The sequence below is a fragment of the Blastococcus sp. SYSU D00695 genome (assembly GCF_054050555.1).
The window spans coordinates 1-15311 of sequence record NZ_JBJGZP010000045.1 but is presented as its reverse complement, the minus strand read 5'-3'; the positions used below and the strand labels follow the sequence as shown (position 1 = coordinate 15311).

At 76.4% G+C, this 15311-nt stretch carries 13 protein-coding genes; 9 read left to right on the top strand and 4 right to left on the bottom strand.

Annotation, left to right across the window (positions count from 1 at the left end; all coding sequences use genetic code 11):
• Window positions 1–37: 37 nt before the first annotated feature.
• On the bottom strand, window positions 38–1321 hold the full coding sequence (locus tag ACI781_RS18505) for a hypothetical protein (protein ID WP_456567598.1): 1284 nt from the start codon (window positions 1319–1321) through the stop codon (window positions 38–40).
• A 298-nt stretch (window positions 1322–1619) separates the two neighbouring features.
• Here ACI781_RS18505 and ACI781_RS18500 point away from each other — a divergent pair, with 298 nt between their 5' ends.
• A complete protein-coding gene (locus tag ACI781_RS18500) occupies window positions 1620–2978 on the top strand; it encodes a DUF222 domain-containing protein (protein WP_456567597.1) in 1359 nt (452 codons plus the stop codon).
• 241 nt (window positions 2979–3219) lie between these two features.
• On the opposite strand, the gene ACI781_RS18495 is transcribed toward ACI781_RS18500, so the two are convergent.
• Window positions 3220–4431 carry a hypothetical protein gene (locus ACI781_RS18495; protein WP_456567596.1) on the bottom strand — a complete coding sequence of 404 codons (1212 nt, stop codon included), beginning with the start codon at window positions 4429–4431 and terminating at the stop codon, window positions 3220–3222.
• 130 nt (window positions 4432–4561) lie between these two features.
• Between ACI781_RS18495 and ACI781_RS18490 the strand changes: the two genes are divergently transcribed.
• Genes ACI781_RS18490 through ACI781_RS18480 form a run of 3 tightly spaced genes read left to right on the top strand, consistent with a single transcriptional unit; the run spans window position 4562 to window position 7733 of the window.
• A complete protein-coding gene (locus tag ACI781_RS18490; protein ID WP_456567595.1) occupies window positions 4562–5374 on the top strand; it encodes a purine-nucleoside phosphorylase in 813 nt (270 codons plus the stop codon).
• Window positions 5371–7023, top strand: coding sequence for a phospho-sugar mutase (locus tag ACI781_RS18485; RefSeq protein ID WP_456567594.1), 1653 nt, complete (start codon window positions 5371–5373; stop codon window positions 7021–7023). The genes ACI781_RS18490 and ACI781_RS18485 overlap by 4 nt, the downstream gene beginning before the upstream one ends.
• Window positions 7020–7733, top strand: coding sequence for a haloacid dehalogenase type II (locus ACI781_RS18480; protein WP_456567593.1), 714 nt, complete (start codon window positions 7020–7022; stop codon window positions 7731–7733). The genes ACI781_RS18485 and ACI781_RS18480 overlap by 4 nt, the downstream gene beginning before the upstream one ends.
• 12 nt (window positions 7734–7745) lie before the next feature.
• On the opposite strand, the gene ACI781_RS18475 is transcribed toward ACI781_RS18480, so the two are convergent.
• Window positions 7746–8636: a Gfo/Idh/MocA family protein gene (locus tag ACI781_RS18475; protein ID WP_456567592.1), complete on the bottom strand. Its 891-nt coding sequence runs from the start codon at window positions 8634–8636 to the stop codon at window positions 7746–7748.
• Window positions 8637–8640: 4 nt separating this feature from the next.
• Window positions 8641–9264: a uracil phosphoribosyltransferase gene (gene upp, locus ACI781_RS18470; RefSeq protein ID WP_456567591.1), complete on the bottom strand. Its 624-nt coding sequence runs from the start codon at window positions 9262–9264 to the stop codon at window positions 8641–8643.
• A 277-nt stretch (window positions 9265–9541) separates the two neighbouring features.
• Here upp and ACI781_RS18465 point away from each other — a divergent pair, with 277 nt between their 5' ends.
• The 5 genes from ACI781_RS18465 to ACI781_RS18445 all read left to right on the top strand — a co-directional run bounded on the left by ACI781_RS18465 (window position 9542) and on the right by ACI781_RS18445 (window position 15241).
• Window positions 9542–10033, top strand: a complete 492-nt coding sequence (locus ACI781_RS18465; protein WP_456567590.1) for an SRPBCC family protein — start codon at window positions 9542–9544, stop codon at window positions 10031–10033.
• Between the two features lie 139 nt (window positions 10034–10172).
• Window positions 10173–11168 carry a deoxyribose-phosphate aldolase gene (gene deoC, locus ACI781_RS18460; protein ID WP_456567589.1) on the top strand — a complete coding sequence of 332 codons (996 nt, stop codon included), beginning with the start codon at window positions 10173–10175 and terminating at the stop codon, window positions 11166–11168.
• A gap of 2 nt (window positions 11169–11170) precedes the next feature.
• Window positions 11171–12658, top strand: a complete 1488-nt coding sequence (locus ACI781_RS18455) for an aldehyde dehydrogenase family protein (protein ID WP_456567588.1) — start codon at window positions 11171–11173, stop codon at window positions 12656–12658.
• Window positions 12659–12731: 73 nt separating this feature from the next.
• The gene (locus ACI781_RS18450) at window positions 12732–13604 is read left to right on the top strand and encodes an aldehyde dehydrogenase family protein (RefSeq protein WP_456567587.1); all 873 of its coding nucleotides are present in this window, start codon (window positions 12732–12734) and stop codon (window positions 13602–13604) included.
• Window positions 13605–13723: 119 nt separating this feature from the next.
• Window positions 13724–15241 carry a hypothetical protein gene (locus tag ACI781_RS18445; RefSeq protein ID WP_456567586.1) on the top strand — a complete coding sequence of 506 codons (1518 nt, stop codon included), beginning with the start codon at window positions 13724–13726 and terminating at the stop codon, window positions 15239–15241.
• Window positions 15242–15311 lie beyond the last annotated feature (70 nt).

Genomic DNA, 15311 nt, shown 5'->3' with positions numbered 1-15311 from the left:
GCCGCCCACCCCCGCGCGGAGGTGGGCGGCGCGGGCCTCAGGAGCGGGACGGACCGAAGACCGAGATCGTGCCGTCGTCCTCGTTGCTGGTGAGGAACAGGCCGCGACCCGGGAGGGCGAGCAGCCCCTCCGGCGCCTCGCCGGTGGGCAGCACCTGCAGCAGCTGCGGGGCGCGCTCGTCGGCGAACCGGTACACGAGCACCGCGTCGCCGCGCTCGGAGCCGATGAAGGCGTACGTCGTCCCGCGGATCGTGGCGACCTCGGCGCCCTCGAACTCCGCGCCCTTGTCGTCGCTGCGGCCGTCGGGGTAGCGACCGGCCGCGGCCAGCGCCTGCTCGGCGGAGCCGCCGGAGGAGAACAGCACCTCACCGGTCCGGGAGAACACCGTCCAGCCCCGGCCACCGCTGGGCTCGGCGGCGAGGTCGCCCTCGTCGGCGGTGACCAGGTGGCCGTCCGGGGTCCACTGCACGGCGTCCGGCTCGCGGGGCGCGGTGAGCGGGTCGTCGAAGGAGGCGACGTCGTCGTCCACGGTGTCGGCGTCCGTGCGGGTGACGGTGCCGGTCGAGAAGGAGCCGACGACGGCCCGCCGGCCCAGGTCGACGAGGGCGACCGCGTTGTTCTCCTGCAGCGTCACCGCGGCGACGTTGGCGCGGTCGATGTCGACGTACTCGGGCTCGGGGTCCCCGGGGAACGCGGCGCCGGCCAGGCCGGTCAGCTCGACCCGGCCCACCGACCAGCGCTCGACCGGCCCGCGCAGCTCGACGACCGCCAGGAAGCCGGCCGGGGCCTGGGGCAGGCCGCCCTCGACGCCGTCGACCACGACCTCCTCGTCCCGCTGGTTCTCGATGGCCACCGCGGCGTACCGCCCGTCCGGGCCCACCGCGACCGAGTCCGGCTGGCCGCCCAGGTCGAGGGTGCGCAGCACGGTCCGCGTGCGCAGGTCCACGACGAGCAGCGCCCCCGAGGGGGCGGTGGACGAGGCGCTGGTGTCGGTCACGACCAGGGCGCGCCGCCCGTCCGGGGTCACGGCCACCGAGGTCGGCTCGCCCGCCACGGGGATCGTGCCCAGCTGCCGCGGCCGCTCCGGGCGCGAGACGTCGACCAGGCCGATCGCACCGGCCGCGGAGTCGGTGTAGACGACCGTGCGGCCGTCGGGGGTGGCCGAGAGGATCTCGGCCACCTCGCCGTCGACGTCGATCGTCGACAGCGCGGTGAAGGTGCGCGCGGGCGGCGCCGCCGCGGCCGGGGCCACGGCGGCGGAGACGAGCAGGGCCGCGGCGGGGACGGCGGCGGCGAGCAGGCGGGCGGAGCGGGAGGGCACGCGAAGACTCCTGGTTCGGGGGCTGGGGTCATGCGGTGGCTGGGATCTCCCCGACCCTGATGAGCCGCGGCGACGGCCGGGGGTCCGGTGGGCGAACGGCGGGCGGCGCTCGGGTGAGCGGTCGCCTCATGGTCCCGGCCCGCCACCGCCGCGCCCGTTCCGGAGGAGACGCACGCAGGACCCCCCGTCGCCTCGGGGGTTCGGGGGCAGCTGTCAAGCTCCTCCTGGCATCTGTGGACAGGCATTTGACCTGGGGATTCGTGCTGCAGAGTGACGCCCGGACCGGTATCCTTCGTACATGTGTTCGGGCGAGGGTGGCAGCGATCCGGAGCGGCTGCACGGGCTGCCGGACGGGGTGCTGCTGGCCGAGGTGGCCGCGCTGGTCGCCCAGTCCCACCGGCTGGCCGCGCGGCTGACCGCCGCGGTGCGCGCCGCCGACGCGCGGGGGGCGTGCGAGCACGACGGGCTGCCCACCATGGCCGCCTGGCTGCGCACTCACACCGGCCTGCGGCACGACAGCGCCGCCGCGCTGGTGCGCCGCGGCCGCGCCCTGGAGTCGCTGCCGGCCACCGCGGCGGCGTTCGCCGCCGGCACGATCGGGGTGGACCAGGTGACCGCGATCGCCCCGATCGTCGCGCCGGCCGCGCTGGCCGCCGCCGCCGACGCCGGCGTGGACGTCGGGGAGGTGGAGGCGGCGCTGGCCGCCATCGCCGCCGGGCAGCCGCACATCGTGCTCGCCCAGGCCGTGGCCGGCTACCGGGCGCGGCTGGACCCCGACGGGCCCGAACCCGACCCGGTCCTCCACCGCAGCCTGTGCCTGCTCACCCACCCCGACGGCACCGTCACCGTCCGCGGCGAACTGGACGCCGTCGGTGGGGAGAAGGTCAAGGCGGTGCTCGAACCGATCGCCGCGGTCTCCCGCACCGCCGGCGACGACCGCACCCCCGCCCAGGTCCGCGCCGACGCGCTGGTGCAGGCCGCCGACCTGCTGCTGGCCGCCGGCTCGGTGCCGGTGCAGCGCACCCGCCGCCCCGGCATCGCCGCCGTGCTGGGCCTGGCCGACCTGGTCGATCCCGCGGCCGGCAAGACCGCCGCCACCATGGGGTTCGGGGCCACCATCTCCGCCGCCCGGGCCCGCTGGCTGGCCTGCGACTCCACCGTCGCCCGCATCGTCATGGGCCCGCACGGGCAACCCATCGACCGCGGCCGGGACGTCCGCATCGTGCCCGCCGCACTCCGGCACCTGCTGGACCTGCGCGACAAGGGCTGCGTGTTCGCCGGCTGCGATGCCCCCGCCCACTGGTGCGAAGCCCACCACGTCATCCACTGGGCCTTCGGCGGCGAGACCACCCTGGACAACACCGCACTGCTGTGCGAACGCCACCACGGCAAGGTCCACTCCGGATTCACCATCGAACGCGACACCGACGGCGTCTGGCACACCTACCGCCCCGACGGCACCGAGATCCACCCCCGCCACGACCACCGGCAACCAACCGATGAACCGGCGCCTGCTCCGGTCGAGGTGATCCCGGAACGCAGCGGGACCCCGGACGCTGGCCAGATCCCAACTCCCGAGGCGGCACCAGCCCTTGGCGAGCAGGCACGAGAACCCGCCGGCCAGACCGACCGGATGGAGTACCTGGTCCCCGTCTGACCGGCCCCTCCGGCCGGGCCGGACCTTCAGGACCGGGACCTCTCCAGGGCCACAGCCCGCCGACCACCCCCACGGACACCGTCCGCGGGGGCGGTCGGCGTGCCATCGCCCGAGCGGACGAAGCCCTCGACTCCGGCACGGGGGCACCCGGACGGCCTCCGGTGCGCGGCGACCGGGCCGCAGCGCCGTGGACCGGCCGGCAGAGGCCGTCAGTCAGCGGTCGAGAGTCAGCGGTCAAGAGTCAGCGGATCGACCAGGCCTGCCACTCCGCCCCGCCGCCGGGGCGGGCGCATTCCCCGATCGCCACCAGGCCGCCGGCGCCGGTGTCGATCGCGGCGTCGCGGAACAGACCGTCGTCGCACACCGGCACGACCCGCGGCTCGTCGCCACCACCCCCCAGGTCCACCGCCGTCACCGTGAGCGCCGTGCCGGTGGCGCCGTTGGTCAGGCCGCCCAGGTAGCCGTAGCGGCCGATCGGATCGACGTCGAGGGAGCGCACGTAGTCCAGCCCCGGGAATGAGGCAGCGACGAGCGGTTCGGTCGCCGTCAGCCGCACCTCGAGCACCTGCAGCGTGGGCTCCGGCGCCTGGACCCCGCCCTCCACCAGCGCGACGTACGCGGTCCCGCCGTCGTCCAGGGTCAGCGGGCCGACGTTCGACGTCCCCGCCGACAGCGCCACCTCGTCGACCGGCTCGAGGTCGGGGGTGAACCGGCGCAGCACCGACGTCTGCGCGGTGCCCGACGGCTCGGTCTCCACGTCGGCCACCAGGACGACCTGCTCCCTGCCGACGGCGACGTGCGCCACCGAGGCCCCGGGCGCGCCGGGGAACGGCAACTCCTGCCGCGCGGTGACCTCCCCGCTGGGAACGTCGACCGCCAGCAGCGTCCACGCGTCGCCCGCGCCGGTCCCGACCGCCGCCACGAGGGTCGCGCCGTCCCGGGACAGCCCCCACGTCAGCACCTCGCGCTCGGCCAGGAGCGCGTCGGCCACCTCGGCGGTGTCGACGTCACCGGCCGGGGACACCGCGGACACGACCAGGACGTCCCGCTCCCGGGTGACGACGACGGCCGTCCCGTCGTCGGCCACCGCGAGCTGCGAGTCGCCACCGTCGATCTCGCCCAGCCCGGGGAGGTCGTTGGACCGCCAGCCGCCCGGCGCGTCGCGCGCCACCTGCAGCGGGCCGTCGTCGGCGGCCAGCAGCAGCACGGCCCGGCCGCCGTCGGCCACCCCGACATCGAAGATCTCGGCGTCCGGCCCGGCGACGTCCGCGGCGGAGGCCGTCTCCGTCAGCTCGTCCAGGGGCCCGAACGCGTACGGCGGGTCGGCGATGACCGACTCATCGGCGCCCCCGCCCACCGCCTGCACCCGGCCCTCCACCGAGGAGACGCAGCCGGCCAGCCCGACGGTGGCGAGGACGGCGACGGCGATCGGAAACGACCGTGCGCGGGACATCGGGGGACCTCCGGAGGGCGTCGGCGGCCACGGCGGCCGCCGCGGGCGGGGCGCAGGGTAGGTGGCACCGGCGCTGCGCGGGGAGGTTCTGCACCCGCCCGCCCGGAACCCCCTGCGTTAGCGTCGGCCCGTGAGCGACGCGCCCGCCGGACCCGATCCCGCCTCCCTCTCCCAGCAGGCCGCCTCGGCCCTGACGTCCGCGCTCGGCGGGGACCACGACATCGCCGTCGTCATGGGCTCGGGGTGGGCCGCCGCCGCCGAGGCGTTCGGCGCGGCCGAGGCGAGCGTCGCGATCGACCGCCTCCCCGGTTTCTCCGCCCCCGTCGTCGCCGGCCACGGCGGCGAGATCCGCTCGGTGCGGGTCGGCGGGCACAAGGTGCTGCTGTTCCTCGGCCGCACCCACCTGTACGAGGGCCGCGGGGTCGAGCCGGTCGTGCACGGCGTCCGCACCGCGGCGGCCGCGGGGGTGCGCACCGTCGTCCTCACCAACGCCGCCGGCGGCCTCGCGCCCGAGCACCGCGTCGGGCAGCCGGTGCTGATCAGCGACCACCTGAACCTCACCGCGCGCTCCCCGCTGGTCGGCGCGACCTTCGTCGACCTCACCGACCTGTACTCCGCGCGGCTCCGCGCGATCGCCCGCGAGCTGGACCCGACGCTCGCGGAGGGCGTGTACGCGGCCCTGCCCGGCCCGCACTTCGAGACGCCGGCGGAGATCCGCATGCTGCGCGCCCTGGGCGCCGACCTGGTCGGGATGTCCACGGCGCTGGAGGCGATCGCCGCCCGCGCCGCCGGGGTCGAGGTGCTGGGCCTGTCGATGGTCACGAACGCCGCGGCCGGCATCACCGGGGAGGCCCTGGACCACCTGGAGGTCCTCGCCGCCGGCAAGGAGGCCGCCGCGGACCTCGGCCGCTTCCTCGTCGACCTGGTGTCGCGGCTGCCGTGACCGCGCCGGAGCCGCTGCTGGCGCAGGCCCGGGCCTGGGCGGCCGCCGACCCGCACGCGGGCGACCGCGCCGAGATCGAGGCGCTGGTCGCCGCCGCGGCCGGCGACCCCGGCGCCGCGGCGGAACTGGGCCGCCGCTTCGCCGGCCCGCTGGTGTTCGGCACCGCCGGGCTGCGCGGCCCGCTGCGCGCGGGGCCGGCGGGGATGAACGCGGCCGTCGTGACCCGCGCCGCGGCGGGGCTGGCCCGGCACCTGCACGACACCGGGCACGCCGGCGGCGGCATCGCGATCGGCTTCGACGCCCGCCGCCGCTCCGACGAGTTCGCGCGGATCTCCGCGGCGGTGCTGTCGGCGGCCGGCTTCGCGGTGCAGGTCCTCCCCCGGCCGCTGCCCACCCCGCTGCTGGCCTTCGCCGTCCGGCACCTGGGCTGCGTCGCCGGGGTGATGGTCACCGCCAGCCACAACCCGCCCGGCGACAACGGCTACAAGGTCTACCTCGCCGACGGCGCCCAGCTCGTGCCGCCGGCCGACCACGACATCGAGGCCGCGATCGCCGCGGCCGGACCCGCGGCGCAGGTGCCGCTGTCCGACGAGTGGCTCACCCTCGGCGACGACGTCGCGGCCGACTACGTCGCCGCGGTCCTGCGCGCCCTGCAGCCGGACCGGGTGCCCGCCGCCGACCGCGCCGCGCTGCGGGTGGCCTACACCGCCATGCACGGGGTGGGCGCCGACCTCACCCGGACCCTGTTCGCCGCCGCGGGGTTCGCCGAGCCGGCCGCCGTCGCCGCGCAGGACGCCCCGGACCCGCGCTTCCCGACCGTCGCCTTCCCCAACCCCGAGGAGCCCGGCGCCGTCGACCTGCTCCTCGCGCTCGCCGACCGCACCGGCGCGGACGTCGCCATCGCCCAGGACCCCGACGCCGACCGCTGCTCGGTCGTCTGCGGCGGCCGCCAGCTCACCGGCGACGAGGTGGGGGCGCTGCTGGCCGACTGGCTGCTGCGCCGCGGCGTGCGCGGCACCTACGCCGCCTCGCTGGTCAGCGGCTCGCTGCTGGCGGCGCTCGCGCAGGCGCACGGGGTGCCCTTCGCCGAGACCCCGACCGGCTTCAAGTGGATCATCCGCGCCGGCGGCGAGGCGTCGCCGCTGGTCTTCGGCTACGAGGAGGCGCTGGGCTACGCCGTCGCCCCCGACGTCGTCCGCGACAAGGACGGCATGTCCGCGGCACTGGCCGTGGCGCTGCTCGCCGCGGAGTTGAAGGCGTCCGGGCGCACGCTCCTGGACCGGCTCGACGAGCTCGCCCGCGAGCACGGGCTGTTCGCCACCGGGCAGCTCTCGGTGCGGGTGGAGGACCTCTCGCTGATCTCCGGGGCGATGGCCCGGCTGCGCGCTCACCCGCCGGCCACGCTGCTGGGCCGGCCGGTCACCGCGACCGACCTGGCCGACGCCGACCCGCCGGTGGACGCCGTGCGCCTGCTCGGGGAGGGCGTCCGCGTCGTCGTCCGGCCCAGCGGCACCGAGCCCAAGCTCAAGGCCTACCTGGAGACCGTCGTCCCCGTGCACGACGACGCCGGCATCGTCGGCGCCCGCGGGCGCGGCGCGGACGAGCTCGACGACCTGCGGGCCGAGATGTCGACGGCACTGGGCCTGTGACGGACGACGGCGGGGACGTCCGGGCCCTGGTCTTCGACGTGTTCGGCACGGTCGTGGACTGGCGCTCCGGCGTGGCCCGCGAGGTGCGCCGGCTGCTCGGGGACCGGGACGGCGCCCTCGACCCGCTGCGCCTCGCCGACGACTGGCGCGGCCGCTACACCCCGTCGATGGACGAGGTCCGCAGCGGACGCCGCCCGTTCGTGCCGCTGGACGTGCTGCACCGCGAGTCCCTCGACACCGTCCTCGCCGCGCACGGGGCGGCCGACGTCCCCGACGCGGTGCGCGACGAGCTGGTGCTGGCCTGGCACCGGCTCGACGCCTGGCCCGACGCCGTCGCGGGGCTGACCCGGCTGTCGCGGCGGTACGTGCTCGCGCCGCTGTCCAACGGCGGCGTCGCCCTGCAGGTGGCGCTCGCCCGCCGCAACCGCCTGCCGTGGGACGCCGTCCTCGGCGCGGAGGTGGTCGGCCACTACAAGCCCGACCCGGAGGTCTACGACTCCGCCCCGCGGTTGCTCGGGCTGCGGCCGGCGCAGGTGCTCATGGTCGCCGCGCACGTCTCCGACCTGACCGCGGCCCGCGCGCGGGGCCTGCGGACGGCGTACGTGCACCGGCCCGACGAGTTCGGGGACCGGGACGTCGAGCCGGCCACCGACCCGGACGCGGACCTGTCGGTCGGCTCCTTCCCCGCCCTGGCCGACGCGCTGCTCTGACCGGCCGCGGCGTCAGCCCGCGACGGTCTCCCGGCAGCCGGTGGCCAGGGCCCGCTCCGCGGCGGCCAGCACGGCGACGACGTCCCGGCCGAAGTGCACGTCGAGCGGGTGCGCGCCGCCGGTGAGCGCCGCGGCCCGCAGGTCGTCGACCGCCCGCCCGAACGCCTCGAACGCGGCGTCCTGCTCCGGCAGCAGGACCAGCCGGCCCGCGTCGCCGTGCACGTAGACCTCCACACCCGCCGACATCGGCGCGACGGTGTGCGACACCGTCACGGTGCTCGCGGCCCCGCCGGGGTGCTGCAGCACCAGGTGCACGGTGTCGCGCTGCCCCGCCGCGGCCTGCACGGCGACGACCGGCCCGAGGGCGGGCACGAGCAGGGAGAGCACGTGCGGGCCGACGTCCCACAGCGCGCCGTGCGCCTGCCGCCAGGCGGACGCGGCGAACGGCGTGCCGGCCAGCGAGCCCAGCCAGGTGCCCGAGCCGCCGGCCAGCCGGGTGCGGGCGCCCTGCGCCAGCCAGGTCGACGTGGCGTCCTGGAAGCGGAACGTGAAGAACACGACCGACGCGACGCCGGCCGCCCGGACCGCGGCCGCCAGCCGGTCGGCCACCGGCAGGCTCAGCCCCGTCGGCTTCTCCAGCAGCAGGTGCTTCCCGGCCGCCGCGGCCCGCTCGGCCAGCGGCGCCTGCACGTCCGGCGGCAGCGCGATCGACACCGCGTCGACGCCGGCCAGGACGGCGTCCAAGTCGTCGGTGCCGGGCACCTCGAACTCGGCGCCGGCCTCCTCCGCCCGGCGCCGGTCCCGGCCCCAGACGGCCACGAGGTCGGCGTCGGGGTGCGCGGCCAGCGCGGCCGCGTGCACGGTCCGGGCCCAGGTGCCGGTGCCCAGGACGGCGAAGCGCACCGGCTCAGACCGCCCCGAACTGGCGGTCCCCCGCGTCGCCCAGGCCCGGCACGATGTAGGCGTTCTCGTCGAGCCCCTCGTCGACGCTGGTGGTGAAGACCCGCAGCGGCAGGCCGCTGCCCTCCAGCCGGCGCAGCCCCTCGGGCGCGGCCAGCACGCACAGCACGGTGATCTCCGTGGCGCCGCGCTCGGTGAGCAGGCCGCAGCAGTGCACGAGCGAGCCGCCGGTGGCCAGCATCGGGTCGAGCACGAACACGTGCCGGTCGACCAGCGACTCCGGCAGCGAGGCCATGTAGGCCTCCGGCTGGAAGGTCTGCTCGTTGCGGGCCAGGCCGACGAAGCCCATCTGCGACTCGGGCAGCATGCGGTGGGCGACGTCGGCCATGCCCAGGCCCGCGCGCAGCACCGGCACGATCAGCGGCGGGGCGGCGACCCGGTAGCCGGTGGTCCGCGTGACCGGGGTGGTGACCTCCTCCTCGGCCACGGTGAGGTCGCGGGTGGCCTCGTAGACCAGCATCTGGGTGAGGTCACGCAGGGCGGCGCGGAAGCTGGCGTTGTCGGTGCGCTCGTCGCGCATGTGCGACAGGCGGGCGCGGGCGAGCGGGTGGTCGACGACGGTCAGCTGCACGGGCGCCACCGTAGCGACCGGACCGCCCGCGGACACCCCGTCGTCGGGACCGGGCGCCGCGACCGGCCCGGGCCCGGCGCCGACGGTGGCCGGCCGCCGTCACCGGTGGCGGCGGTGACCCTCCACTCCGCGGGCGTCCTCCCCACCCTGCGGGCCGGATCCCGCCCGCGCCGTGCCGAGACCGCCCGCAGAGTGGCGGGTGGGCCGGCGCGCCGGGGTGCGGCCGGGGTGCGGAGGTGCCTTGACCGGACGCCCGAGCCGGTCCACCGTGCGGGCCGTGACCCGCCGCCCGTGGCGCACCGCCGGCTCCGTCGAGCTCGTGGTCCCCGCCGACGCCGCCGCCGTCTACGCCGTCGTCGCCGACGTGACCCGCATCGGCGAGCGCAGCCCCGAGTGCCACACCGCCGTCTGGCTGCCGGGTCCGGCCGCCGGGTCGGTCGGGTCGGTCTTCCGCGGGTCGAACCGGGCGCAGTGGGCGACCCGCTGGTCCCGGCGCTGCGAGGTGCTCGTCGCCGACCCCGGCCGGGCCTTCGCCTTCCGCACCGTGCCGACGGCGCTCGTGCCCGACTCCACGACCTGGCGCTACGACCTCGAGCCGGCCGAGGACGGCACGCGGGTCACGCACTCCTACGCGATCACCCGGCCGCTGCCCCCACCGATGCGCGCGCTGACCGGGGCGCTGCTCCCCCAGCACCGGGACATGCGCCCGCAGATGCGCGCCAACCTCGAGGCCCTGCGCGACCAGCTCGCCGCCGTCCCCACCGCCTGACCGTGCGGGACGGCGCTCCTGCACGGTGCAGGACCGCACCCCTGCACCGGACCGCCCTCCCGACGTCGCCCGGGCGGGTCCGCCCCGGCCGGGTGAGTGTGGGCGGGACAGCCGCCGATGGCGAGGGAGAATGGCCGGCATGACGCACGTGCTCGATCCGCAGACACCGGTGGCGGGGACCCCGCCGCGGCGCGAGCCCCCGGCGCCGTACGCGGACGTGACCCGCTCCGACTCGGCCTTCCGCGCCTTCCTGCACGGCCTGCCCGGTGTCGACCAGGTGGGCGCGCAGTCGCGCGTCGCGGTCCTCGGGACCCGGTCGATCAAGACGACGGCGAAGGCCTGGGCGATCGACACCGCGATCTCGATGGTCGACCTGACCACGCTCGAGGGTGCCGACACCCCCGGCAAGGTCCGGTCGCTCGCCGCCAAGGCCCGCCGCCCCGACCCGAGCGACCCCGGCTGCCCGCCGGTCGCCGCGGTCTGCGTCTACGGCGACCTGGCCGGCGTCGCCAAGGAGGCGCTGACCGGCACCGGGATCAACGTCGCCGCCGTCGCCACCGCCTTCCCCAGCGGCCGCGCCAGCCTGGGGGTGAAGCTCGCCGACGTCCGCGACGCGGTCGCCAACGGCGCCGACGAGATCGACATGGTCATCGACCGCGGCGCGTTCCTCTCCGGCCGCTACCTCGACGTGTTCGACGAGATCGTCGCCGTGAAGGAGGCCTGCGGCGGCGCGCACCTCAAGGTCATCCTGGAGACCGGCGAGCTGGTCACCCTCGACGCCGTCCGCCGCGCCTCCTGGCTGGCGATGCTCGCCGGCGGCGACTTCATCAAGACCTCCACCGGCAAGGTCTCCCCCGCCGCGACGCTCCCGGTGTGCCTGGTGATGATGGAGGCGGTCCGCGACTTCCGCGCCGCCACCGGCCGCCAGGTCGGCGTCAAGCCCGCCGGCGGCATCCGGACGACGAAGGACGCGATCAGGCACCTCGTGCTGGTCAACGAGACCGCCGGCCCCGACTGGCTCACCCCCGACTGGTTCCGCATCGGCGCGTCCAGCCTGCTCAACGACCTGCTCCTGCAGCGGCAGAAGCTCCGCACCGGCCACTACTCCGGCCCCGACCACGTCTCGGTGGACTGACTGTGACCACTCCTCCGCCCGGCCCGGCCCAGCCCTCGGGCAGCCCGTTCCAGTACGCCCCGGCCCCCGAGTCCCGCTCGATCGTCGACGTCCGCGCCAGCTACGGCCTGTTCGTCGACGGCGAGTTCGTCGACGGCTCCGGCGAGGCCATGAAGACGGTCAACCCGGCGACCGAGGAGGTGCTCAGCGAGGTCGCCGTCGGCACCGACGCCGACGTCGACCGCGCCGTGAAGGCCGCCCGCCGGGCGTTCACCCGCGTCTGGGGCCCGATGCGCCCCGCCGACCGCGGCAAGTACCTGTTCCGCATCGCCCGGCTGCTGCAGGAGCGGGCGCGGGAGTTCGCCGTCCTGGAGTCGCTGGACAACGGCAAGCCGATCCGCGAGTCCCGCGACGTCGACGTGCCCCTGGCCGCGGCGCACTTCTTCTACCACGCGGGCTGGGCCGACAAGCTCGAGCACGCGGGCCTCGGGCCGGCCCCGCGGCCGCTGGGCGTGGCCGGGCAGGTCATCCCGTGGAACTTCCCGCTGCTGATGCTGGCGTGGAAGGTCGCGCCCGCGCTGGCCACCGGCAACACCGTCGTCCTCAAGCCGGCCGAGACCACCCCGCTGACCGCGCTGCTGTTCGCCGAGGTGTGCCGCCAGGCCGACCTCCCGCCGGGCGTGGTGAACATCGTGACCGGCGCCGGGGAGACCGGACGGGCCGTGGTGGAGCACCCCGACGTCGACAAGGTGGCGTTCACCGGCTCCACCGAGGTCGGCCGCTCCATCGCCCGGGCGGTGGCCGGCACGCGGAAGAAGCTGACCCTGGAGCTGGGCGGCAAGGCGGCGAACATCGTGTTCGACGACGCCCCCGTCGACCAGGCCGTCGAGGGCATCGTGCAGGGCATCTTCTTCAACCAGGGCCACGTCTGCTGCGCGGGCTCCCGGCTGCTGGTGCAGGAGAACGTGCACGACGAGGTCATCGAGGCGCTGCAGCGGCGGATCGGCACCCTGCGCGTCGGTGACCCGCTGGACAAGAACACCGACCTCGGCGCGATCAACTCCGCGGAGCAGCTGCAGCGCATCCGCGAGCTGTCCGACGCCGGTGAGGCCGAGGGCGCCACCCGCTGGCAGCCGGCCTGCGACCTGCCCGACCGCGGCTTCTGGTTCCCGCCAACGGTGTTCACCGGCGTCTCGACGGCGAACCGGATCGCCCGCGACGAGGTGTTCGGCCCGGTCCTGTCGGTGCTCACCTTCCGCACTCCCGACGAGGCGATCGCCAAGGCCAACAACTCCACCTACGGGCTGTCGGCCGGCATCTGGTCGGAGAAGGGCTCGCGGATCCTCGCGGTCGCCGACCGGCTGCGCGCCGGCGTGGTGTGGGCCAACACGTTCAACCAGTTCGACCCGACGTCGCCGTTCGGCGGCTACAAGCAGTCCGGCTACGGCCGCGAGGGCGGCCGGCACGGGCTGGCCGCCTACCTCATGAGCACGGGAGCGGACAGCGAGTGAGCATCGCAGCGAGCGCCAGCGAGCGAGGAGCGGAGCGAGTGCGGGAGCGACCCATGGACAGCGAGGACGGGCAGTGATCGGCAACGAACGGCTCGCGGTCCGCAAGACCTACAAGCTCTACGTGAACGGCGCGTTCCCCCGCTCGGAGTCCGGACGGACCTACGAGGTGCGCGACGCCAAGGGCGCGTTCCTCGCCAACGCCGCGTGGGCCTCGCGCAAGGACGCCCGGGACGCCGTCGTGGCCGCCCGCGGCGCGTTCGCGACGTGGTCCGGAGCCACCGCCTACAACCGCGGCCAGGTGCTCTACCGGGTCGCGGAGGTGATGGAGGGCCGGCACGCGCAGTTCTGCGAGGAGGTCGCCGCCGGCGAGGGGTTGTCGACGGGCCGGGCCCGGGCCGCCGTCGACGCCGCCATCGACCGCTGGGTCTGGTACGCCGGCTGGACCGACAAGCTGGCCGCCGTCCTCGGCAGCGCCAACCCGGTCGCCGGCCCGTACTTCGACTTCTCGCTGCCCGAGCCGACCGGGGTCGTCGCGGTGCTCGCCCCGCAGCGGTCGTCGCTGCTGGGCCTGGTGAGCGTGCTCGCCCCGGTGCTCGCCGGCGGCAACACCGCCGTCGTCGTCACCTCGCGGGAGCGGCCGCTGCCCGCCGTCACCCTCGGCGAGGTGCTGGCGACCAGCGACGTGCCCGCGGGCGTGGTCAACCTCCTCACCGGCGACGCCGGCGAGCTGGGCCCGTGGCTGGCCGAGCACGACGACGTCGACGCCGTCGACCTCACCGGCGCCCCCGCCGACCGCGCGATGGAGCTGGAGCGCGAGGCGGCGGGCAGCATCAAGCGGGTGCTGCGCCCGCCGGCCGCCGAGCCGGACTGGACCGGCGACCCCGGTCTCGGCCGGATGCGCACGTTCCTCGAGACCAAGACGGTGTGGCACCCGAAGGGGTTCTGAGGAAGGACCCCGCTGCCCCCCACCACTCGCGAGCTCGTGGCGGGCCCCTGCAGCGGGGCCGTTGGAACGAATCGGCATCCCCGGGGCGCGGTCGCGGGTCCACCCGGCAGGATGGGCGGGTGGCCAGGCCCAGCATCGTCCCCATCGCCCTCACCCTCGACGACCGGACCGGGTACACCCTCTGGGCGCCGCCGTGGGAGGAGGACGGCGAGGAGTGGCAGGCGTTCCTCGGCACGACCGAGGACGACACGGCCCGGGTGCACCTCTTCCCCAGCCCCGCCGCCCTCGCGTCGTTCTGCCGCACCGCGACCGACCACGACCTCGCCGACCACCCCGTGTGGCCGGTGGTGACGGGGCTGGGCGCCGCGGACCTGACGCCGGACGACGACCACCGCTACGACCTCGACGGCGTGTACGACGTCGCCGCCGACGACCCCGACCGCTGGGCGGTGGAGGAGCTCGCCGCGACGATCGACATCGTCCGGGCGCTGGCCGAGTGCCTCGACACCAGCGACGAGGACGACGACGACCTCGACGAGGAGCTCGACGACGACCTGGACGCCGAGGAGGACGACGACCGTGCCGTCGACCCCGACGTGGAGCTCGACGCACGCCCGTCGGACGGGGGCGGACGGGGCGGCCAGTTCTCCGCGCTGGCCGAGCTGGTGTCCCGGCCCGAGGTGGGCTCGCTGGGCCTGGGCGTGGACGCCTTCGCCGGTCGGGCGGGCGAGGACGCGTGGGTCGGCATGGGGTCGGCGCTGGACGAGCTGTGGGAGGACGTGCTCGAGGAGCTGTCGGCCCACCTGGACTGGACCGGCGCGGGCACCGCGCGGATCGAGGACTACCCGGCGGCGAGCGAGGCCCGCGACGACGACCTCGGTGACGACGACCTCGGTGACGAGATCGACGACGACGAGGACGACGACGCCGACCGGGACGCCCGTCCGGCCGCCGGTGCCACCGCCACCTCGGCGGCCGCGGCCCCTGCCTCCGACACCCCTGCCGCCGACACCCCCGCCGCTCCGGGCACCAGCACGATCCGCGGGGGCAGCCGGATCACCGCGGCCCCGGCCGCCGTGGCCGCCGCCGCGCCGTTCTGGGAGGGCGTCGGCATCCTGCCGGTCGAGCTCGTCGTCCCCGAGGGCGCCGGGCTGACCCTGCGTTGCTACGTCGAGGACGAGGCCCGCTTCCTCGGCCGCGACGGCGAGGTCTTCCTCTTCGCCTCCCCCGCCGAGCTGTCCCGCTTCTGCGCCGGCGACGAGGAGCACGACCTCACCGGCATCGCCTCCTGGCCCGAGGTGGCGGCGACCGACGTGGCGCCGCTGCCGGCCGAGCAGGACCGCTACGACCTCACCGAGCTGGCCGAGGTGCTGGCCGAGGTGGCCGACGGCGCAGCGGGGCTGGTGCAGCACGAGGCGCTGCTGCCGCCCGTGGAGGGCGCGCGAGACGTCGCCGAGTACGCCGGTCTCGGCCGCGTCGACGAGCTGCTCACCCCGCCGGCACCGCTGGGCCGGGCACTGGCCCGCGCCGACCGCGACCCGCAGGCGACGCTGCGCGCCGAGGACGCCGCCGTGCTGCGAGCCGACTGGGACGAGGTCGTGCGCGCGGTCGAGGGCGCGCTCGTCTTCCGCGACTAGCGGTCCCCCACCCCCGAGCGTGTGCGCCGGGGCCGCGTCCCGGGGCCGGGAACGCGGCCTGGGCGCACAC